The organism is Sphingomonas olei (genome assembly GCF_045369765.1).
In the GTDB taxonomy this organism is placed as follows: Bacteria; Pseudomonadota; Alphaproteobacteria; order Sphingomonadales; family Sphingomonadaceae; genus Sphingomonas; species Sphingomonas panaciterrae.
Window position 1 is genome coordinate 135,611 of sequence record NZ_JBIQEU010000006.1, and the last position, 20,337, is coordinate 155,947.

The window sequence follows — 20,337 nt, forward strand, 5'->3', positions numbered from 1 at the left end:
GCTGTTCCCCGATCACCGCAGCGCGACGGCCTCGCGGTCAAGCTCCGCAGTCTCGGCCGCGTAGCTGGCGCAATCGCCGGCCCAATTCTGGTACACGCGGCCGTTGGCGGCCTTGTACCAACTGCGGCAGTGCGGGTCCGACCAGACGGTCGCGGACAACAATTGCGTGATCCGCTCGTTGAAGCGGCGCTGGCCATCGGGGGTGACGCCGGCCGCCTTGGCCTCTTCCGCCTCCAGTGCCGCCAGCGTCTTCAGCATGTAGCCGACCTGCTGTTCGATCATGAAGCTGATCGAATTGTGCCCCAGGTTGGTGTTCGGGCCGTACAGCATGAACATGTTGGGGAAGCCCGACACCATGATGCCGAGATAGGCCTCAGGCCCTTCCTTCCACGTTTCCTTGAGCGTCGCGCCATTCTCCCCGACCACGTCCATGGACCAGTCCCATTGCGTGGTTTCGAAGCCGGTGGCGAAGATCAGCACGTCGAGTTCGTGGAAGCCGTCCCTGGTGCGCACGCCATTGGCCTCGATCGCCTCGATCCCGGCGGTTTCCAACGTCACGTTGTCGCGCATCAGGGCGGGATAGAAATCATCGGTAATCAGGATTCGCTTGCACCCGATCGGATAGTCCGGCGTCAGCTTTGCCCGCAGTTCGGGATCGGGCACCTGCGCCTCGAGATGGTCGAGCGCGGTGCGGGTGTAGGCGGCGCGCCCCTCCGGCGTCCATTTGAACGCCTGCCAGAAATAGGTGTCGGCATTGTCGAAGATCGCCGCACGCTGCTGCGCACCGAGCTTCATGGCCATTTCGAGGTTGGTCGCCATCAGCGCCTTCACCTCGGGCGTGACGTGGCTGTCGTTGCGCGGCACCACCCAATTGGGCGTGCGCTGGAAGACGGTGAGGTGGCCGGCAATCTTGGCCACCTCCGGGATGAGCTGCACGGCGCTGGCGGCCGATCCGATCACGCCGACCCGCTTGCCCGTCAGGTCGACGCTGTCGTCCCATTCGGCGGCGTGCCATTTCGGCCCGGCGAAATCATGAACGCCGGCGATTTCAGGAAAGCAGGGGCGGCTGAGCTGCCCGAGCGCAGGGACGATCGCGTCGAAGGTTTCGCGCGCGCCCTTTTCCGTTTCGATCGTCCAGGTGCCGTCGCTCTCGTTCCAGGCCGCCTTTGTCACCCCTTCGTTGAGGCGCAATGCGTCCGCTAGGCCGAACTGGTCGACGAGGCTCTTCGTATAATCGTGGATTTCCGGACCGCGCGCGTAATTGTGGCTCCAGTTCGGATTGGGCGCGAAACTGAACTGGTAGAGAATGGCCGGTACGTCGCAGGCAACGCCCGGATAGCGATTGGCGCGCCAGGTACCGCCAACCGAGTCGGCATGTTCGAACACGGTCACGTCATGGCCTGCCTCGCGACCCTTGATGGCCGCGCACAAGCCGCCCATGCCTGCACCGATTACCGCGATCCGCTTGCTCATCCACTCTCTCCGCTCGCGGTCTTTGCCGCTCTGCGTGCACGATGCCGCGTCCTGCCGCGGGAGGGAAGAGGTTTTAAGTCGATCGCGTTAGATCTCGCCCGCCTGACCGCGCGATGCGGGCAGGCAGGCGAGCATCTATCTTAACGGCAGCGGACGTTGTCCTTGTCGATCGCCTGGCCCAGCGCTGCGCCGCCCGCACCGCCCAGGATCGCACCCAGCACGCCCGAGCCGCCGGGCTTGATCACGGTGCCGAGCACGCCGCCGGCGATACCGCCAACGATCAGGCCGGTCGTGCCATCGTCGCGACGGCAATAGTATCGACCATCACGGCCAGCGTAGATGCGATCGTTGGCGCCCAGGCGGCGCTCACGATAGCGGCGGTCGTCGCGATAATAGCGTGCCGCATCATAATCGCCGTAGGCCGGATCGGGCCGGTTATAGTCATAGCCGCCGTAGCCGCCGCCCCAGCCGCTACGCGGACCATTGTCGTTGACACACCCAGTTACCATTACCGCCGCGCCGATGGCGGCCAACGCAACACTCCGCATCGCTTCCTCCGTTCCGTTTTGGATGAAGCGGTAATGGCTGGAGCAGGAAAATGGTTGCGCTACCGATATCGAGTTTGCGCAGCCAGGCCATTGCCGCGATGTGCCGGACTCGCATCGGGGTTAGGCCGGGCGGCTGGGGCCTCAACGCCCCCGCCGCCCGGTATGTCACTGAATCAGCGTGCGATCCCGCCCGCCGCCAGTACGGCCAGCGTCATCAGATCGCTGGCGGTCGACGTCATGGGCGCGATCTGCACCGGCTTCTCCATCCCGATCAGCATCGGGCCGATCACGCTGTCGCCGCCCAGCTCGCGCAGCAGCTTGGCGGAGATGTGCGCCGTCTGCAGCCCCGGCATGATCAGCACGTTGGCGGGGCCGGACAGGCGCGCGAACGGGTAATTTGCCATCTGCTTGGGGTTGAGCGCTACGTCAGGCGTCATCTCGCCCTCATATTCGAAGCCGACGTTGCGCTTGTCGAGCTCGGTCACGGCATCGCGGATCCGCTCAAGGAACGTGCCCTTGGGATTGCCGAAGGTTGAATAGCTGAGGAACGCGACGCGCGGCTCATGGCCCATGCGCCGGGCGACCGCCGCGGTCTGCTCCGCGATGTCGGCCATCTGCTCGGCGGTGGGCCGCTCGTTCATCGTCGTGTCGGCGATGAAGACGGTGTGGCTCTGGCCGACCATCAGGTGGATGCCGAACGGCGTGCGGCCGGCCTCCGGATCGATCACGCGGCGCACTTCGCGCATCGACTGCGCCCAGGTGCGGGTGATGCCGGTGATCATCGCATCGGCATGGCCCAGCTGCAGCAGCACCGCGCCGAAGATGTTGCGATCCTGGTTGATCATCCGCTCGCAATCGCGGCGCAGATAGCCGCGGCGCTGGAGGCGGGCATAGAGGAAGTCGACCATCTGCGGCACCAGCGGCGAAATGCGGCTGTTGTGCAGCTCATATTCCTCGGGGTTACGGATGCCGAGCGCGCGCAGTCGATCAGGCACATCGTCACGACCGACCAGCACCGGCGTGCCATAACCGCCTTCCTTGAACGCGATGGCGGCGCGAAGCACGACTTCCTCCTCGCCCTCGGCGAACAGCACGCGCTTGGGATGCGCGCGGGCGCCCTCATACGCGAGGCTGAGCACCGAGGTGGTCGGGTTGAGCCGCGCGCGCAGGCTCTGGCGATAGCCTTCCATGTCGAGGATCGGGCGCGTCGCGACGCCCGAATCCATCGCTGCCTTCGCCACGGCGGCGGGCACGATCTCCATCAGGCGCGGATCGAACGGTGCCGGGATGATATATTCGGGACCGAAGACGTGCTGCACCCCGTACGCGGCGGCGACTTCCTCCGGCACCCGCTCACGCGCCAGCTCCGCAATCGCCTGCGCTGCGGCGATCTTCATCGCATCGTTGATCGCCGAGGCGCGCACGTCGAGCGCGCCGCGGAAGATGAACGGGAAGCCCAGGACATTGTTGACCTGGTTGGGATAATCTGACCGGCCGGTGGCGATGATCGCGTCCGGGCGCGCTTCCTTGGCCACTTCGGGGCGGATCTCCGGCTCCGGATTGGCCATGGCGAAGATGATCGGCGCCGGCGCCATGTCCTTCACCATCTCCGGCTTCAGCGCGCCGGCGGCGGAAAGGCCCAGGAACACGTCGGCGCCGTGCAGCGCCTCGGTCAGCGTGCGGCGGTCGGTGACGGCCGCGTGTGCCGACTGCCACTGGTTCACGTCCTCGCGGCCCTGGTAGATGACGCCGGTGCGATCGCACATGATGACATTGTCATGCTGCACGCCCATCGCCTTCATCAGCTCGGTGCAGGCGATCGCGGCCGCGCCCGCGCCGTTCACGACGATCTTGACGTCGCGCAGCGACCGCTTGGTCAGGAGGCAAGCGTTGATGAGGCCGGCGGCGGTGATGATCGCGGTGCCGTGCTGGTCATCGTGGAACACCGGAATGTTCATGCGTTCGCGAAGGGTCTGCTCGATGATGAAGCATTCGGGTGCCTTGATATCCTCAAGGTTGATGCCGCCGAACGACGGCTCGAGCAGGGCGACGCAGTTGATGAAGGCGTCGACATCCTCGGTCGCGACCTCGAGGTCGATCGAATCGACATCGGCGAAGCGCTTGAACAGCACCGCCTTGCCTTCCATCACCGGCTTTGACGCGAGCGCGCCGAGGTTGCCCATGCCCAGGATCGCGGTGCCGTTGGAGATAACGGCGACCAGATTGCCCTTGGCAGTATAGTCGTAGGCGGTGGCGGGGTCGTCGGCGATCGCCTGCACCGGTACCGCGACGCCGGGCGAATAAGCGAGCGACAGGTCGCGCTGCGTCGCCATCGGCTTGGACGCGATGATCTCGATCTTGCCGGGGCGTCCTTCGGAGTGGAACAGCAGCGCCTCGCGCTCCGAGAACTGGATGGTGTTGCTGGTCTTGTCGGTCATTGCGCCCCCGGCCCACGGTTTCGAGCCGGACCTTTAGGGCGAAGGCGGGAGGATGAAAACCGCAGGAATGGGATCAAAGCAGCGCGGCTTCTCCGCGTTCGAGCGCGAGCAGCAATTGCTTGTTCGGCAGCCCGTCGCCGAAGCCGGTGAGCGTGCCGTTGCTGCCGATCACGCGGTGACAGGGCGTGACGATGGGGATCGGGTTGCGCCCGTTCGCTGCGCCGACCGCGCGAGTGGCGGTGGGGCGGCCGATCGCGCGGGCGATGTCGGCGTAGCTGCGCGTCTCGCCATAAGGGATGGTGAGGAGCGCGCGCCACACGTCGCGCTGGAACCCGGTGCCGACCGGATCGAGCGGCAGATCGAAGGTGGTGCGCGTGCCGGCGAAATATTCGTCCAGCTGGCGGATGGTGGCGGCGATCACGGGATGGTCCGGATCCGCGCGGCGGGGCGAATAGCGCGCCTGCATCGCTGCATCGTCATCCCACAGGATCGCGGCGAGACCGGTGTCGCTGGTGATCAGCGTCAGATCGCCGGTCGGCGAGGGGATGGTGGCGGTCGCAAAGGTCATGGCGCGGCTCCTTCGGCTGGCCCTTAATAGCGGCCGAACGAGCGCGCGTCCCGATGCTTGCGGCCAAAGCGCCACTCGTCAGCGGCGGCATGTCTGGCTAGACGGGGGTGATCGCCGGGCGGCGCTGCGTCCGCCTACCCGCATCCGCACCTCATCCGTTTCGACACCCGGAAAATCATGGCCGAACCCACCGCTCCGACGCCGATGATGGCGCAATATCTGGCGCTGAAGGAAGAAGCGGGCGATTGCCTGCTGTTCTATCGCATGGGCGATTTCTTCGAATTGTTCTTCGAGGATGCGCGGATCGCAAGCCAGGTGCTCGACATCGCGCTGACTGCGCGCGGCGAACATGCCGGCGCGAAGATCCCGATGTGCGGCGTGCCGGTCCATGCGGCGACGGCCTATCTCCAGCGGCTGATCAAGGCGGGCCATCGCGTCGCCATCGCGGAGCAGACCGAAAGCCCGGAGGAAGCGCGCAAGGCGCGTGGATCGAAGGCGCTGGTCAACCGCGCGATCATCCGCTTCGTCACCGCGGGGACGCTGACCGAGGAAGCGCTGCTGGATGCGCGCAGCGCGAACTGGTGCGTGGCGGTGGGCGAGGCGGCGGGCGGCGTCGCGATCGCGGCGGCGGATGTGTCGACCGGGCGGTTCGAGGTGATCGCCTGTTCGCCCCAGGCGCTGGGCGCGGAGCTCGCCCGGCTGGCGGCGGCGGAAGTGGTCGCGGCGGAAGGGAGCGACGCGCCGGCGACGGTGTGGCGGCCACGCGGCGAGTTCGACAGCGCGCGCGGCGAAGAACGACTGAAGCGCCTGCACGGCGTGGCGACGCTCGACGGCTTCGGCCAGTTCGACCGCGCGATGCTTGCCGCGGCGGGCGGGCTGATCGCCTACCTCGACCATAATGGAAAGGGCACGCTGCCGTTCCTGCGCGCGCCGGTGATCCGCCGCAGCGCCGAGGCGATGGCGATCGATGCGGCGACGCGCGAGAGCCTGGAGCTGACCTGCACCGCCGGCGGCACGCGCAAGGGCAGTTTGCTGGATGCGGTGGACCGCACGGTGACGGGGGCGGGCGCGCGTCTGCTCGCCGCCGATATCGGTGCGCCACTGATGGACCGGGCCGCGATCGAGGCGCGGCTGGCGCTGGTGACGCTGTTCCACGACGATGGCGACATGCGCGCCCGCCTGCGCGAGCGGTTGCGCGCGCTGCCCGACATCGGCCGCGCGATCGGGCGGCTGGTCGCGGGACGAGGCTCCCCGCGCGATCTGGGGCAATTGCGCGATGGCCTCGACGGTGCGTGGTTGCTGGCGGAGACGCTGCAATCGATCGAGGCGCAGCTGGTCGATGGTGCGGGTGGCGACCTGCTCGCGCAATTGACGCCGCGGCTGCGCGGTCATGGCGAGCTCATCGACCTCCTCAAGCGCGCGCTGGTGCCCTCGCCGCCGATCGATGCGGCGAACGGCGGCTTCATTGCGGAGGGCTATGACGCGGCGCTCGACGATCTGCGCGACGCGGGGTCGGGCGGGCGCAAGGCGATTGCGGCGCTGGAGGCGCGCTATCGCACCGAAACCGGGATCAATGCACTCAAGATCCGGCACAACAATGTGCTCGGCTATCATGTCGAGGTGCCGGCGAAGAATGCCGAGGCGCTGATGAAGCCCGACAGCGGCTTCACCCATCGCCAGACGATGGCCGGGGCGGTGCGCTTCAACGCACCCGAGCTTCACGAAGTGGCGAGCCGGGTGACTCAGGCCGGCGCGCACGCGGTGGCGGCGGAGGCGGCGCATCTCGAGGATCTGATCGCTGCGGCGCTGGCGCGCGCGGAGCCGATCGCGGCGACCGCGGATGCGCTGGCGCGGCTCGACGTCGCGGCCGGGCTGGCGGAGCGCGCCGCCGAAGGCGGCTGGGCGCGGCCCGCTCTGGTCGAGCATCCGTGCTTCGAGATTCTCGGCGGGCGGCATCCGGTGGTGGAGGCGGCGGTGGCCAAGGCTGGCGAGCGGTTCGTCGCCAATGATTGCCTGCTTTCCGAAAGCTCGCGGCTGTGGCTCGTCACCGGGCCGAACATGGGCGGCAAGTCGACGTTCCTGCGGCAGAATGCGCTGATCGCGGTGCTGGCGCAGGCGGGAAGCTATGTGCCCGCGACCAGCGCGACGCTGGGGCTGGTCGACCGGTTGTTCAGCCGCGTCGGCGCCTCGGACAATCTGGCGCGCGGGCGCTCCACGTTCATGGTCGAGATGGTCGAGACAGCGGCGATCCTGGCGCAGGCGACGCCGCAAAGCTTCGTCATCCTCGACGAAGTGGGGCGCGGCACCTCCACCTATGACGGCCTTGCCATCGCCTGGGCGGTGGTGGAGGCGATCCATGAGGACAATCGCTGCCGTTGCCTATTCGCGACGCATTACCACGAACTGACACGGCTGGCGGAGCGGTGCGACGCGCTGTCGCTGCACCATGTGCGGGCGCGCGAGTGGAAGGGCGAACTGGTGCTGTTGCACGAACTGGCCGACGGGCCGGCGGATCGCAGCTATGGCCTTGCCGTCGCGCGGCTGGCGGGAATGCCGCCGGCGACGGTGGCACGGGCCAAGGCGGTGCTGGCGAAGCTGGAGGCGGGGCGCGCGAAGACCGGCGGGCTGGCCGCGGGGCTGGACGACCTGCCGCTGTTCGCTGCGGCGGCGGCGGCCGTGCCGGAGGAGACGGTGGACCCGCTGCGCGCGGCGTTGGAGGAGCTGGACGTCGATGCGCTGTCCCCGCGCGAGGCGCTGGACCAGCTCTATCGGCTGAAGGGGATCGTACGGGAGGCGTGAAGGCACGCGCGCCCGCTTGATCCCCTGCCACCGCGCCCCGATATGCGGGCGCGATGAAGGACACACTTACCCCCAAGGCAATCGTCGCCGCGCTCGACGCGCATATCATCGGACAGAAGGACGCGAAGCGTGCCGTTGCGGTGGCGCTGCGCAACCGCTGGCGCCGGCAGAAGCTCAGCCCCGATCTGCGCGACGAGGTGACGCCCAAGAACATCCTGATGATCGGCCCGACCGGCTGCGGCAAGACCGAGATCAGCCGCCGCCTGGCGAAGCTTGCCGATGCGCCGTTCGTGAAGGTGGAAGCGACCAAGTTCACCGAGGTCGGCTATGTCGGGCGCGACGTGGAGCAGATCGCGCGCGACCTGGTCGAGGAAGCGGTGCGGCTGGAAAAGGAACGCCGCCGCAACGCGGTGAAGGACAAGGCCGAGGAAGCGGCGATGGACCGGCTGCTCGATGCACTGGTGGGCAAGGATTCCAGCCAGGCGACGCGCGAGAGCTTCCGCCAGCGCTTCCGTGACGGCCATCTCGACCAGACCGAGATCGAGCTTGAGCTTCAGGTCGCGCCGCAGATGCCGTTCGAAATGCCGGGCGGCGGCCAGATGGGCATGATCAACCTTGGCGAAATGTTCGGCAAGCTGGGCGGCGGGCAGACCAAGCGGCGCAAGCTGCTGGTGCCGGCGGCGTGGGAAAAGCTGGTCGAGGAAGAGGCCGACAAGCGGCTTGACCAGGACGAGGTGAGCCGCGTCGCGCTGGCCGATGCCGAGGCGAACGGGATCGTCTTCCTTGACGAGATCGACAAGATCGCGGTGAGTGACGTGCGCGGCGGTTCGGTGAGCCGCGAAGGCGTTCAGCGCGACCTGCTGCCGCTCATCGAGGGCACGACCGTCTCGACCAAATATGGCCCGATGAAGACGGACCATATCCTGTTCATCGCGTCGGGCGCCTTCCATGTCGCCAAGCCGAGCGACCTATTGCCCGAGCTTCAGGGCCGCCTGCCGATCCGCGTCGAGCTGAAGGGCCTGACCGAGGATGATTTCGTCGCGATCCTCTCCGACACCAAGGCATCGCTGCCGGCGCAGTACAAGGCGCTGATCGGCACCGAGGGCGTGACCGTCGAGTTCACCGAGGACGGCATTCGCGCGGTGGCGCGGATCGCGGCCGAGGTGAATGGCGAGATCGAGAATATCGGTGCCCGCCGGCTGCAGACGGTGATGGAGAAGCTGCTGGAGGAAGTGAGCTTCGACGCCGAGGACCGCGCGGGCAGCTCGGTCACGGTGGATGCGGCTTATGTCGAGCAGCATCTCGCCGGTGTTGCGCGCAACACCGATCTCAGCCGCTTCGTGCTGTAATCGACGGGCGGGCGGCCCGCTGCGTGGCCGCCCGCTCGCCGCTCAGAGTTGCAGTTCCTGCCGCATCAGCGCGGCATAGCGTTTCGCATGATGGTCAGCCGCGCCGAACTGCTGTTCGATCGCGGTGGCGCGGCGGAAATAATGGCCCACCGCCAGCTCGTCGGTCATCCCCATGCCGCCATGAAGCTGAACCGCATTCTGGCCGACGAAGCGGACCGCGTCCGCCACGGTCGCCTTGGCCGCCGCGACCGCGCGGGCGCGTTGCTCGGCCGGTCCCTCGACATGCAGCGCGGCGAGATACGCCGCGGAGGTCGCCTGTTCGACGGCAATGAACATGTCGACCATGCGATGCTGCAGCGCCTGGAAGCTGGCGAGCGGCTGGCCGAATTGCCTGCGTTCCTTGGTGTAAGCGACGGTATCCGCCAGCAGCTTTCGCGTCAGCCCGGCGGCCTCGGCGCATAAGGCGGCAATCCCTTCATCCCGCGCCTGTTCCAGCAGCGGCAGCGCGCCCCCTTCCGCGCCGAGCAGCGCGTCCGTCGGCACCGTCACGTTGCTGAGCGTCAGGTCGGATGCGGGCAGGCCGTCGATCAGCGCATAATCATGCCGCGACAGGCCGGCGGCATCTGCGGGGACCAGGAACAAGGAGACACCGCGCACATCGCGCGGGCCACCCGACGTCCGCGCCGTAACCAGCAGCCACTCGGCCCCCGGCGCGCCCGCGACCACCACCTTTTCGCCATTGATCGCCCAGCCGTCCGCATTCTTTTTCGCCGTCGTCGTGACCGCCTCCAGCGCCTGCCGGCTGTCAGCCTCGCCCGCGGCGAGGACCGCGCGTACGCTGCCGTCGGCCAGCTGCGGCAACAGCGCCGTCGCCCGTTCCCCGCCGGCGCGTTTCAGCAGCCCTGCGGCGATCACGGCCGTCTCGATATAGGGGAGGGGCGCCAGCGCCTCGCCCAGCGCGTCGGCGATCACCATCGTCTCGACCGCGCCTCCGCCCAGGCCACCCGCCTCGACCGGCAGCGACGCGCCGAGCACGCCGAGATCACGGCCAAGCGCCTGCCACAGCGCCCCGGCGTCGCGCGGCCGATGCGGATCGAACGCGAAGCTTTGCGCCAGATAGCGCGTGAGCGTGTCACGCAGCATCACCTGCTCGTCGCTGAGCGAAAGATCCATAGCCCTCTCCCGACTTATTCTTGGAACGCGCTATGAATTGGCGCGGGAGAGGACGCAAGGCTCAGTCGGCGGCGACAGGACCCGCCCCATTGGCGGCCGGGCGGCGGCAGAACCAGACGATGATCAGCAGCGCCGCGCTGAGCCAGGCGGAGAGGCGGAAGAGGTCGGTGGAGGCGAGGAGATACGCCTGCCCCACCATCTGCCGCGTGATGACCGCCGCTGCCTGCGTTGCGTTCAGCCCCAGGTTCATCAGCGCCTCGCTCGCCATTTGATAGGGCGTGCCGTTGCCGATCACTTCGGACAGGCGCCCCTGGTGCAGCGCCTCGCGGCGGTCCCAGGCGGTGGTGATCATCGATGCGGCAAAGGCACCGGCGACGATGCGGGTGAAGTTGGAAAGGCCGGTGGCGGATGGCAGGCGCTCGGGCGGGATGCGATCGAGCGATATGGTCAGCATGGCGAGGAAGAAGGTCGACATCGCGACGCCCTGCACCAGCAGCGGCAGCACGAAATCCCAGAACCCGGCGTAGGTGGTGTACCCCGAGCGCATCCAGTAACTGATCGCAAAGGCGACAAAGGCGACGCTGGCGAGGATCCGCGCGTCGATCTTGCCCGACAGGCGCGCGCTCAAGGGAGTGAGCAGCACCGCGACGATCCCGCTCGGCGCGGCGACCAGACCCGCCCACGTCGCGGTGTAGCCGAGCTGGGTCTGCAGCCAGAGCGGCAGCAGCAGGATGTTGGCGAAGAACACCGCATAGCCAAGGCAGAAAGCGAGGTTGCCGATTGCGAAATTGCGGTTGGCGAACAGCGACAGGTCGACGATCGGGTTGGCGTCGGTCAGTTCCCAGATCAGCCACGCGACGAAGCCGACCCCGGCGATCACCGTCAGCACCACGATCATCGGATCGTTGAACCAGTCGGCGTTCTTGCCGAGATCGAGCATCACCTGAAGGCAGCCGACCCACAGCACCAGCAGCACCAGCCCGATCGTGTCGATCGGGACCTTGGCGGTCGGCGTCTCGCGGTTCTTCAGGTTCGACCAGCAGATCGCGATGGTGAAGATGCCGAAGGGCACGTTGATCAGGAAGATCCAGCTCCAATGGTAATTATCGGAGATGTAGCCGCCGAGGATCGGCCCCATGATCGGCGCCACCAGCGTCGTCATCGACCAGATGCCCAGCGCAGTGGCGCGCTTTTCCGGCGGGAATACCGAGATCAGGAGGGCCTGGCTGCCCGGCATCATCGGTCCGGAGACGGCGCCCTGCAGCACCCGGAACGCGATCAGCGAGGGCAGGCTCCACGCGATGCCGCACAGAAAGGAGGCCAGCGTGAACAGCGCGAGCGAGGTGCAGAAGGTGCGTACCACGCCGAAACGGCGCATCAGCCAGCCGGTGAGCGGCACCGAAATGCCATTGGCGACGGCGAAGGCGGTGACGATCCAGGTCGAATTGTCCGAGCTGACGCCGAGATTGCCCGCGATGGTGGGCAGCGATACGTTGGCGATGGTGGTGTCGAGCACCATCATGAAGGTGCCGAGCGCCAGCGCGAAGGCGACGAGGCCGAGCCGCGCACCCGACAGCGGCACCGGACCAGCGCCAGCGGGGGCCGCCGCGCTAGCCATGTGGCCGCGCTTTCGTTGATCCGGGCGTGGAACGGGCGCGCGTCATCGGATCAGCGGTTCGCCGCGATGATCTCGGCGATCTTCGCCTCGACCGCCGGATCCGCCTCGCTGATGGAGCCGCGATAAGGTTGAGCAGCCGGCTGGGCCAGGCGTGGCCCGCTGGTGTCCGCAGTATCTACTGTGGCCATCACCGACAGGCCGATGCGCAACGGGTTGGCGCGAAGCTCCTTCGGGTCGAGCATGATCCGCACCGGAACGCGCTGAACGATCTTGATCCAGTTGCCGCTGGCATTCTGCGGCGGGAGGAGGGCGAAAGCGTTGCCGCTGCCGGCGGACAGACCGACGACGCGGCCGTGATACACCACCTCGTCGCCATAAGCGTCGGCGACCACCGTCGCCGGCTGGCCGATGCGCAGGTCCTTCAGCTGCGTTTCGCGGAAGTTCGCATCGACCCACAAGCGCCCGAGCGGCACGACTGCCATCAGCGGCGTACCGGCCGCGATCTGCTGGCCGAGCTGCGCCTGGCGCTGCGCGACGACCCCGTCGATCGGCGAGACGATATGCATGTGGCTGCGCACGATCGCGGCGCGGCGGTAATTGGCGATGGCGGCGAGCACTGCGGGGTTGGTCCCGACGGCCGTTCCCTGCACCGTGGCCTGCGCCTGGGTGCGGCGGCTGCGCGCCAGATTGAGCGCGGCGCTGGCGACCTTCACCTGGTCGGCGGCGTGGCTCAGTTCCTCGCCCGATACTGCGCCTTCACGCGCCGCGCCTTCGCGGCGGGCGTAATCGGCGCGCGCCGCGGCGAGCTGCGCCTCCGCCTGGACCACGGCCGCGTTCGCCTCGCCGACGCGCGAGAAGTCCGATCGCGTGCCGCGCACCGCCCGTGCCAGCTCCGCCTCGGCAGCAGCCAAGTTGACGTCGGCGGTGGTGGGATCGAGGTCGATCAGCGGCTGCCCCGCCTTTACCGCCTGGGTGTTGTCGGCATGAAGCGCCACGATCGTGCCGGGGTCGCGCGCGGTGATCGCCACCACGTCGCCCGCGACATAGGCGTCGTCGGTCTCCTCCTCGGGCTTTGCCAGCAGGAAGTGGAACACGGCCCAGATCGCGAGGCCGACCAGCACGATGATCGCAAGGGCCGTCAGCAGCCGGCGGCGCAGCAGGGGGCGGCCCGCGGGCGGCGGCGGTGCAGCGGTGTCGGTCATGGTGTCGGGGTCCGCGTGAAGGGGGTCGGTCGGGAAGGATCGAAGCCGCCGCCCAGCGCGACGGCCAGCCGCGCACGGGCCGCCAACGCGTCGACCGCTAGCGTCGCTTCGGCCAATTGCGCATCGAGCAGGCGGATATCGGTGTCGATGCCACTCAGCCGGGAGTCGAGCCCGGCGCTGATGCGGATGGCGTTCAGCCGGTTGGTTTCGGCGAAGCCCCGCACCACCGCGGCCTGTGCGCGCGCCTCATTGGCCGCGGCGTCGATGGCGGCCAGCGCATCCGCGGCCTCGCGCACGGCGCGCACCACACTGGTGTTGTAGTCGGCGATCGCCACGTCGACGCCGGCGGTGGCGTTGTCCAGATCGGCGCGCAATCGGCCCGCATCGAAGATCGGCAGGTGCAGCGCGCCGCCCGCGCCCAGCGTGCCCGCTTCGGGGTCGAACAGATTGCCGATGCCGACTGCCTGAAGCCCGGCGAGCGCGATCAGATTGACGTTGGGGTAGAAGGCGCGCCGCGCGACCTGCCGATTGGCGGCGGCCGCATCGACCCGCGCGGCGGCGGCGGCAATGTCGGCGCGGCGCGCGATGAGGTCGGCCGGGATCGTCGCGGGCAGCGGCAGCCCGGCCGGATCGGCCAGCCGCGTCGCACCGATGCCGGCGGCATAATCCGGCCCGCGTCCGACCAGCGCCGCCAGCGCATTGACCGCCAGCACACGCGCCGCCTCCGCCCGGGTCAGCGCGACGCGCGCCTGCGCCAGCAACGTGGTGGCTGCCTGCACGTCGATCTGGCTGGCGAGGCGGTTGTCGCGGCGCACGTTGATCAGGCGCACGGCGCGTTCGCGCGTGGCGATCGTCTGTGCCGCCAGCGCGCCGACGCGCTCGGCCCGGGCAACCTCGGCATAGGTCGACACAATCGACCCGGCCAGCATCAGCCGCGCCGCCTCGGCATCCAGCGCGGTGGCTTCGAGCGCGGCACGTGCGCCCTCGATCGCTGCGCGCTGGCGTCCGAACAGGTCGAGGTTCCACGACAGGTTCGCCGTCGCATTGCCAAGGAAGCGCACGCTGCCGGCAAACGGCGGCGGGATGGTGTAACGGCCCGAAATGCGCGCTTCTTGCGCGGTCACGTCGGCGGTGAGATCGGGCCCGCGCTCGGCATCACGGCGCGCCAGCGTCGCCTGCGCCTGGCGCACCCGGGCGAGCGCGGCGTCGAGCGTCGGGCTGCCGGCCAGCGCATCGGCGACAATACGGTCGAGCTGCGGATCGCCGAACGCCGTCCACCAGGCAGGATCGATCACCGGCATCGGCGCGCTGCTCAGCCCGAGGTCGGCCGGCGCACGCTGCGTCAGCTGCGGCCGGGTATCGGGCGGCGTGCAGGCGGCGAGTCCCGTCGACAACAGCGCCAGCACGGCGAGCGACCGCGCACTGCGGCGACGACGGGCGTCAGCCAGGGTTGCCACGCTCATCCCTGACATGCGTCGCTTTCCTCCATGGTGTTCCGCAGGCGCTGCAGCATGTGCACCAGATCCTCCACCTCTCGCTCGCTCCAGTCCGCGAGAAAGCCGTTCCAGCAAGCGATCACCTTTTGCTTGGCGGGAAGCGCCGCCGCCCGGCCGGCGTCGGTCAGCGTCAGCCGCACGACTCGCCGGTCGTCGGGATCGCGCTGGCGCAGCACCCAGCCGTTCGCCTCGATCTGATCGATGATGCGCGTCATCGCGCCCTTGTCATGCGCCATCCGCCGCGCGAGCCCGGCGCAGGTATCGGCATGATCGAAGTAGAGGGACACCAGCGTCATCCACTGGGTCGCCGTCATCCCATCTTCGGCCAGCGCACGGTCGATCGCCGCCACGCTCATCTGATGGATCACCCGCACCAGATATCCGGGCGACACATCGGGATAGAAGGACGAGTCGGTGAAGATCATATCCGTTGCTTAGGCAATGATTGTTTCGGCAGTCAATATTTGTATCGAAACGTTGCCGGCTTTCGCCGGTCGACGAGCAGCGTTAGGCTGGCGCATCTGTATGGAGTCTTCCGCCTTGCGTCTGATGATCCGTCTCACCGCGAGCGCCGCGGCGCTTGCGCTCGCCATGCCTGCTTTCGCGCAGAATGCCCCGGCCGCCCCCGCCGCCACGGCGCGTGCTGCCTCTCTCCCCAAGGCCGCGCCGGTCGCCGATCTCGTCAAGGCGATCGACATTCCCTACGAGCAGTTCACCCTGCCCAACGGGCTGCGCGTGGTGGTGCACACCGATCGCAAGGCGCCGGTCGTCGCGGTGTCCGTCTGGTATGACGTCGGCTCCAAGCATGAGCCGAAGGGCAAGACGGGCTTCGCGCATCTGTTCGAACATCTGATGTTCAACGGCAGCGAAAATGCGCCCGGCGATTTCTTCGAGCCATTGAAGCAGGTCGGCGCGACCGATCTCAACGGCACCACCTATTTCGATCGCACCAATTATTTCGAGACGGTGCCGACCGCGGCGCTCGAACAGGCGCTGTACCTCGAAAGCGATCGCATGGGCTGGCTGACCGGCGCCATCTCGCAGGCGGTGCTCGATGAGCAGCGCGGCGTGGTGCAGAATGAAAAGCGCGAAGGCGACAACCAGCCCTATGGCCTGGTCTCCTACAAGCTGATCGAGGGCACCTTCCCGGCCGATCACCCTTATGGCCACAGCACCATCGGCTCGATGGCCGATCTCGACCGCGCGTCGCTCGATGATGTGAAGAGCTGGTTCCGCGACCATTATGGCCCCAACAATGCGGTGCTGGTGCTCGCCGGTGACATCGACGTTCCCACCGCGCGCCGGCTCGCCACCAAATATTTCGGCCCGATCAAGGCTGGTCCCAAGAGCGTCGCGCCCAATGCGCCGGTGCCGGTGCTGGCGCAGCCCAAGAGCGAGGTGATGAAGGACCGGGTCGCCGCACCGCTGATCGTCAAGAGCTGGCCCGTGCCCGGCCTCAACGATCCGGCGGCACCGGCGCTCGAGGTTGCGGCCTATGTGCTGGGCGGCCTCGCCAGTTCGCGCTTCGACAATGCGCTGGTGAAGGGCGACAAGACGGCCGTGCAGGTGAGCGCGAACTATTCCGATTTCGCGCAGGTCGGCACCTTCACCGTCCAGGCGGTGGTGCGCCCCGGCGTCGATCCGGCGGTGGTGCAGAAGCGGCTGGACGAACTGGTCGATGATTTCGTCCGCAACGGCCCGACCGCCGATGAAGTGCAGCGCACGCTGACGACCATGGTGTCGCGCCGCATCGGCGGGCTGGAATCGGTCGGTGGCTTCGGCGGCAAGGCGGTCGCGCTGGCCGAAGGCGCGCTCTATTCCAACGATCCGGGCTTCTACAAGAAACAGCTCGCCGCGCTTGCCGCGCAGACGCCCGCAACGGTCAAGGCGGCGGCGCAGCAGTGGCTGGCGCGCCCCGGCTACACGCTGACGGTCGTTCCCGGTGAGCGCGATGCCTATGATGAGGCGCAGGTGCCGCCGGCCGCGCCGCAGACCGCCGCGCCGGAGGTGGCCGCCAAGGGTACGCGCGAACCGATGCCCAAGGTGGGCGAGGTCGGCGCGCTTTCCTTCCCGACGGTGCAGCGGGCCAAGCTGCGCAACGGGATCGAGCTGGTCTATGCGCAGCGCACCGCCGTACCGGTGACTCAGATCGTCGCCAGCTTCGACGCCGGCACCGCCGCCGACGATGCGAACCGGCTGGGCACGCAGGCGATGACGCTGGCGATGATCGACGAGGGCACGCCGCGGCTGAACTCGATCCAGCTTGCAGAGGCGAAGGAGCGGCTGGGGCTCGACATCTTCACCGGTTCGTCGCCCGATCGCACCACCATCAGCTTCCGTGCGCCGAGCGCCAATCTTGCGCCGGCCGTCGACATCTGGTCGGACCTGCTGCGCGCGCCGACCTTCCCGGAAAGCGAGCTGCCGCGCGTCCGCGGGCAGGTGCTGGCGCAGATCGCGCAGGAACTGACCGATCCCGCCGGCATTGCCCAGCGCATCGTGCCGCCGATCGCTTATGGCGCGGGCAGCCCCTATGCCAAGAACGTGGGCACGGGTGACGCCGCGGCCGTTCAGGCGCTGACGCGCAACGATCTGATCGCCTTCCAGCGCGCCTGGCTGCGGCCCGAAAAGGCCAAGATCTTCGTCGTCAGCGACCGGCCGATGGCGGAGGTGCAGCAGGTGCTGAACGCCCGGCTTGGCGACTGGCAGGGCGCCGGCCCGGCGGGGACCAAGGTGTTCCGCGAGGATCGCAGCCTGCCGGCACCGCGCATCATCCTGGTCGACCGGCCGGATTCGCCGCAGTCGCGCATCACCGGCGCGCTGCGCACCAGCCTGCGCGGCACGCAGGATCTGCTGCCGGTAATCACCGCCAATGACGCCCTGGGCGGCGATTTCCTCGGCCGGATCAACATGGACCTGCGCGAGACGAAGCATTGGTCCTACGGCGCCTATGGCGCGTTCCAGCGCAACGCCTTTGCCGCGCCCTATCTGGTCAATGCGCCGGTGCAGGCGGACAAGACCGGCCCGGCGATTGCCTCGCTGCGGCAGGAGATCGGCGCGTTCGTCGGTGACAAGCCGCTGACCCAGGCGGAGTTCGATCGCAGCATCACCGGCGCGATTCGATCGCTTGCCGGCAATTTCGAGACCGCCGGCGATGTCCTGAGCGCGATGCAGGCCAATGACCTCTACCAGCGGCCCGACAATTATTACACGACCCTGCCGCAGGCCTATCGCGCGATGACCCGCGACGAACTGGCCGGCGCAATCCGTAGCGTCATCGATCCCGAGCGCTTCGTCTGGGTCGTGGTGGGTGATGCCAAGGTGGTCCGGCCGCAACTTGACAGCATCGGACTGCCGGTTGAGGTGATGAGTGCTGCGTCCGTGGCGGGCGCCCCACAGGAGAGAAAATGATGGCTGGAGTCGATGGCACCTACGACGTTGTGGTGAAGTCCCCGCTGGGCGACCAGAAGTCGACGCTGACCGTAAAGAGCGACGGCAACACCTTCACCGGCACCAATTCGGGCGCAATGGGCGCTGCCGATGTTTCGGGTGAGGTGAACGGCAACACGCTGACCTGGAAGCAGCAGATGACCGTGCCGATGCCGATGACGCTCGACATGAACGTGACGATCGATGGCGACACCGTTTCGGGCACCGTCGGCGCCGGCGCGTTCGGCAGCTTCCCGCTGACCGGCACCCGCACCGCCTGAACCAGGCGCGCGCCGCCCCGATCGATCGGTCGGGGTGGTGCGATTGGCGCCCATGGGCGTTAGGCGTCGTCCTGACGCGAAAAGTCCCCCGTGCGCACCGCGCCGTCACGCTCATAAACGGCCATGATCACCCCGGTGCCGCTCACCCGGTGATCCACCAGCCGCAGCCCCGCTGGCGCCCCGCCGGTCAATGCACGCCGCCCGGTCCCCAGGATGATCGGCACGATGGTCAGGAACAGCCGGTCGATCAGCCCCGCCCCCAGCAGCGCGGGGTAAAGCTGGCCGCTGCCCTGGATCAGCAGATCGGGCCCGTCCGCTTCCCGCAAGCGCGCGACCGCCACGGCCGGATCGCCGACCAGCGCCTGTGATCCCTCCCAGCCGAGCGTCCCGGGCGTCGACGTCACGACATATTTGGTGATCCGGGCGAACCGCTCGCCGACCGGATTGTCCCGGTGGCGCGGCCAGTAATCGGCGAAGATGTCATAGGTGCGCCGGCCGAGCAGCAGGTCGTATTCGGCTCCCATGATATGCTCGCCGATGAAGGCGTCGGTGACGTCATCGTCATAGCCCGCCATCCACCCGCCATGGGCAAAGCCGCCGCTCGGGTCCTCCTCGGGCCCGCCGGGTGCCTGGATCACCCCGTCGATCGAGAGGAATAGGCCGCCGATGATCCTACGCATCGATCGCCGTACCCCGCCGTGCCCGTTCGATCGCTGCGATGTCGATCCGGCGCATCGTCATCATCGCCTCCATCGCGCGTTTCGCGGCGGCGCGGTCGGGATCAGCCATCGCCTCCATCAGCGCGCGGGGCGTGATCTGCCACGAAAAGCCCCAGCGATCCTTGCACCAGCCGCAATCGCTTTCCTGCCCGCCGCTGCCGACGATCGCATCCCAATAGCGATCGGTCTCCTCCTGCGTCTCGGTCATCACCATGAAGCTCACCGCCTCATTGGGGGAGAAGGCCGGGCCGCCGTTGAGGCCGAGGAACCGGCGCCCGAGCAACGTGAACTCGACCGTCAGCTCGCCCCCCGCAGCCATCGAGGGATTGTCCGCGGGCGACGTCTGGATGCTGTCGACATGGCTGTCGGGAAAGGTCGCGGCATAGAATTGCGCGGCGGCACGGGCCTCTCCCCGGTCGAACCAGAGGCAGGTGACCATCTTGTCGTGGCTCATGATGCGTCTCCGGGCGATGCGATGCCGAACGATGCGCCGTGTGGATCGCTGGCGACGATCACCCGGTCGCCGCCGGGTACCTCCATCGGCCCGGCGTGGACGGTGCCGCCCCCCGCCGTCACGGCAGCGGCTGCCTTCTCTATGTCGGGCGCGCGAAAGTAGAACAGCCAGCCCGGCGTCGGCTGATGCTGGTTGACCTGCATCGTCGCGCCGAATGTCTCCTCGCCCACGGCGGCAAAGACATAATCGCCCATGCCCTCGGGCATCGGCATCTTCCCCGGGAAGGTCCAGCCGAAGATGTCGGCATAGAAGGCGTTGGCCGCCGCCTGATCGTTGGTGACCAGTTCGTGCCAGTTGCACTTGCCCATGCCGGTCCGCTCCCACGCCGTGCTGGGCGCGTCGACCGCGCCGCGCATGACGTAGAAGGTGTTGCCCTGCGGATCGGCGACCATCGCCAGCCGGCCCACACCGGGCATGTCGAACGCGGGCAGGTGGATACTGCCGCCCGCCGCGGTGATCCGCGCCACCGTCGCATCGACATCGTCGACCCCGATGTAGAACAGCCATGTCGGCCGCGCGCCGCCCGCCACCATCGCCGGATCGAGCGACATCATCCCGCCGACATTGCTGCCGTCCGCCGTCACGAGCATCCGGTAATCCGGTCCCTCCGACGGCTTCGGCCCGATCGTCCACCCGATCGCCTGCCGATAGAACTCGCCCGAAGCGTCAGGATCGGTGGTCAGCAATTCGTACCAGATCGGCGTTCCATGCCCGTTGCGCATCGCCTTCCTCC

The 20,337-nt window shown here is 68.0% G+C and carries 16 protein-coding genes; 4 read left to right on the forward strand and 12 right to left on the reverse strand.

Annotated elements, in window-relative coordinates:
- Positions 1-12 precede the first annotated feature (12 nt).
- From ACH0BU_RS09460 to ACH0BU_RS09475, 4 genes are all read right to left on the reverse strand, one after another.
- The gene (locus tag ACH0BU_RS09460) at positions 13-1,473 is read right to left on the reverse strand and encodes a flavin-containing monooxygenase (protein WP_046409537.1); all 1,461 of its coding nucleotides are present in this window, start codon (positions 1,471-1,473) and stop codon (positions 13-15) included.
- Positions 1,474-1,613: 140 nt separating this feature from the next.
- A complete protein-coding gene (locus ACH0BU_RS09465; RefSeq protein ID WP_046409539.1) occupies positions 1,614-2,021 on the reverse strand; it encodes a hypothetical protein in 408 nt (135 codons plus the stop codon).
- Between the two features lie 173 nt (positions 2,022-2,194).
- Positions 2,195-4,459, reverse strand: a complete 2,265-nt coding sequence (locus ACH0BU_RS09470; protein ID WP_046409540.1) for an NADP-dependent malic enzyme — start codon at positions 4,457-4,459, stop codon at positions 2,195-2,197.
- 73 nt (positions 4,460-4,532) lie between these two features.
- Positions 4,533-5,027: a methylated-DNA--[protein]-cysteine S-methyltransferase gene (locus ACH0BU_RS09475; RefSeq protein ID WP_500263989.1), complete on the reverse strand. Its 495-nt coding sequence runs from the start codon at positions 5,025-5,027 to the stop codon at positions 4,533-4,535.
- Between the two features lie 204 nt (positions 5,028-5,231).
- Here ACH0BU_RS09475 and mutS point away from each other — a divergent pair, with 204 nt between their 5' ends.
- Positions 5,232-7,826, forward strand: coding sequence for a DNA mismatch repair protein MutS (gene mutS, locus ACH0BU_RS09480; protein ID WP_296221093.1), 2,595 nt, complete (start codon positions 5,232-5,234; stop codon positions 7,824-7,826).
- Positions 7,827-7,879: 53 nt separating this feature from the next.
- Complete coding sequence (hslU, locus tag ACH0BU_RS09485; protein WP_046409542.1) at positions 7,880-9,175, forward strand: ATP-dependent protease ATPase subunit HslU; 1,296 nt, start codon at positions 7,880-7,882, stop codon at positions 9,173-9,175.
- 42 nt (positions 9,176-9,217) lie between these two features.
- On the opposite strand, the gene ACH0BU_RS09490 is transcribed toward hslU, so the two are convergent.
- From ACH0BU_RS09490 to ACH0BU_RS09510, 5 genes are all read right to left on the reverse strand, one after another.
- Positions 9,218-10,348, reverse strand: coding sequence for an acyl-CoA dehydrogenase family protein (locus ACH0BU_RS09490; protein WP_296221080.1), 1,131 nt, complete (start codon positions 10,346-10,348; stop codon positions 9,218-9,220).
- A gap of 61 nt (positions 10,349-10,409) precedes the next feature.
- Positions 10,410-11,966 (reverse strand): DHA2 family efflux MFS transporter permease subunit, encoded by a 1,557-nt coding sequence (locus tag ACH0BU_RS09495; protein WP_314471968.1) that lies wholly within the window; start codon positions 11,964-11,966, stop codon positions 10,410-10,412.
- A 50-nt stretch (positions 11,967-12,016) separates the two neighbouring features.
- A complete protein-coding gene (locus ACH0BU_RS09500) occupies positions 12,017-13,168 on the reverse strand; it encodes an HlyD family secretion protein (RefSeq protein ID WP_296222841.1) in 1,152 nt (383 codons plus the stop codon).
- Positions 13,165-14,631, reverse strand: a complete 1,467-nt coding sequence (locus tag ACH0BU_RS09505; RefSeq protein ID WP_500263990.1) for an efflux transporter outer membrane subunit — start codon at positions 14,629-14,631, stop codon at positions 13,165-13,167. The genes ACH0BU_RS09500 and ACH0BU_RS09505 overlap by 4 nt, the downstream gene beginning before the upstream one ends.
- Positions 14,628-15,089 (reverse strand): MarR family winged helix-turn-helix transcriptional regulator, encoded by a 462-nt coding sequence (locus tag ACH0BU_RS09510; RefSeq protein WP_296218865.1) that lies wholly within the window; start codon positions 15,087-15,089, stop codon positions 14,628-14,630. The genes ACH0BU_RS09505 and ACH0BU_RS09510 overlap by 4 nt, the downstream gene beginning before the upstream one ends.
- 124 nt (positions 15,090-15,213) lie before the next feature.
- On the opposite strand from ACH0BU_RS09510, the gene ACH0BU_RS09515 reads away from it, so the two are divergent.
- Together ACH0BU_RS09515 and ACH0BU_RS09520 are read left to right on the forward strand one after the other, a co-directional pair.
- The gene (locus ACH0BU_RS09515; protein ID WP_296218868.1) at positions 15,214-18,072 is read left to right on the forward strand and encodes a M16 family metallopeptidase; all 2,859 of its coding nucleotides are present in this window, start codon (positions 15,214-15,216) and stop codon (positions 18,070-18,072) included.
- Positions 18,072-18,371 (forward strand): hypothetical protein, encoded by a 300-nt coding sequence (locus ACH0BU_RS09520; protein ID WP_046409550.1) that lies wholly within the window; start codon positions 18,072-18,074, stop codon positions 18,369-18,371. Before ACH0BU_RS09515 ends, ACH0BU_RS09520 begins: the two co-directional genes overlap by 1 nt.
- A 59-nt stretch (positions 18,372-18,430) precedes the next feature.
- Here the strand turns inward: ACH0BU_RS09520 and ACH0BU_RS09525 are convergent, their stop codons facing one another.
- The 3 genes from ACH0BU_RS09525 to ACH0BU_RS09535 are packed head-to-tail and all read right to left on the reverse strand — an operon-like array spanning position 18,431 to position 20,326.
- Positions 18,431-19,051, reverse strand: a complete 621-nt coding sequence (locus ACH0BU_RS09525) for a dihydrofolate reductase family protein (RefSeq protein WP_296218864.1) — start codon at positions 19,049-19,051, stop codon at positions 18,431-18,433.
- Positions 19,044-19,544, reverse strand: coding sequence for a VOC family protein (locus tag ACH0BU_RS09530; RefSeq protein WP_136450879.1), 501 nt, complete (start codon positions 19,542-19,544; stop codon positions 19,044-19,046). The genes ACH0BU_RS09525 and ACH0BU_RS09530 overlap by 8 nt, the downstream gene beginning before the upstream one ends.
- Positions 19,541-20,326 (reverse strand): VOC family protein, encoded by a 786-nt coding sequence (locus tag ACH0BU_RS09535; RefSeq protein ID WP_296218863.1) that lies wholly within the window; start codon positions 20,324-20,326, stop codon positions 19,541-19,543. Before ACH0BU_RS09535 ends, ACH0BU_RS09530 begins: the two co-directional genes overlap by 4 nt.
- Between the last annotated feature and the right edge of the window lie 11 nt (positions 20,327-20,337).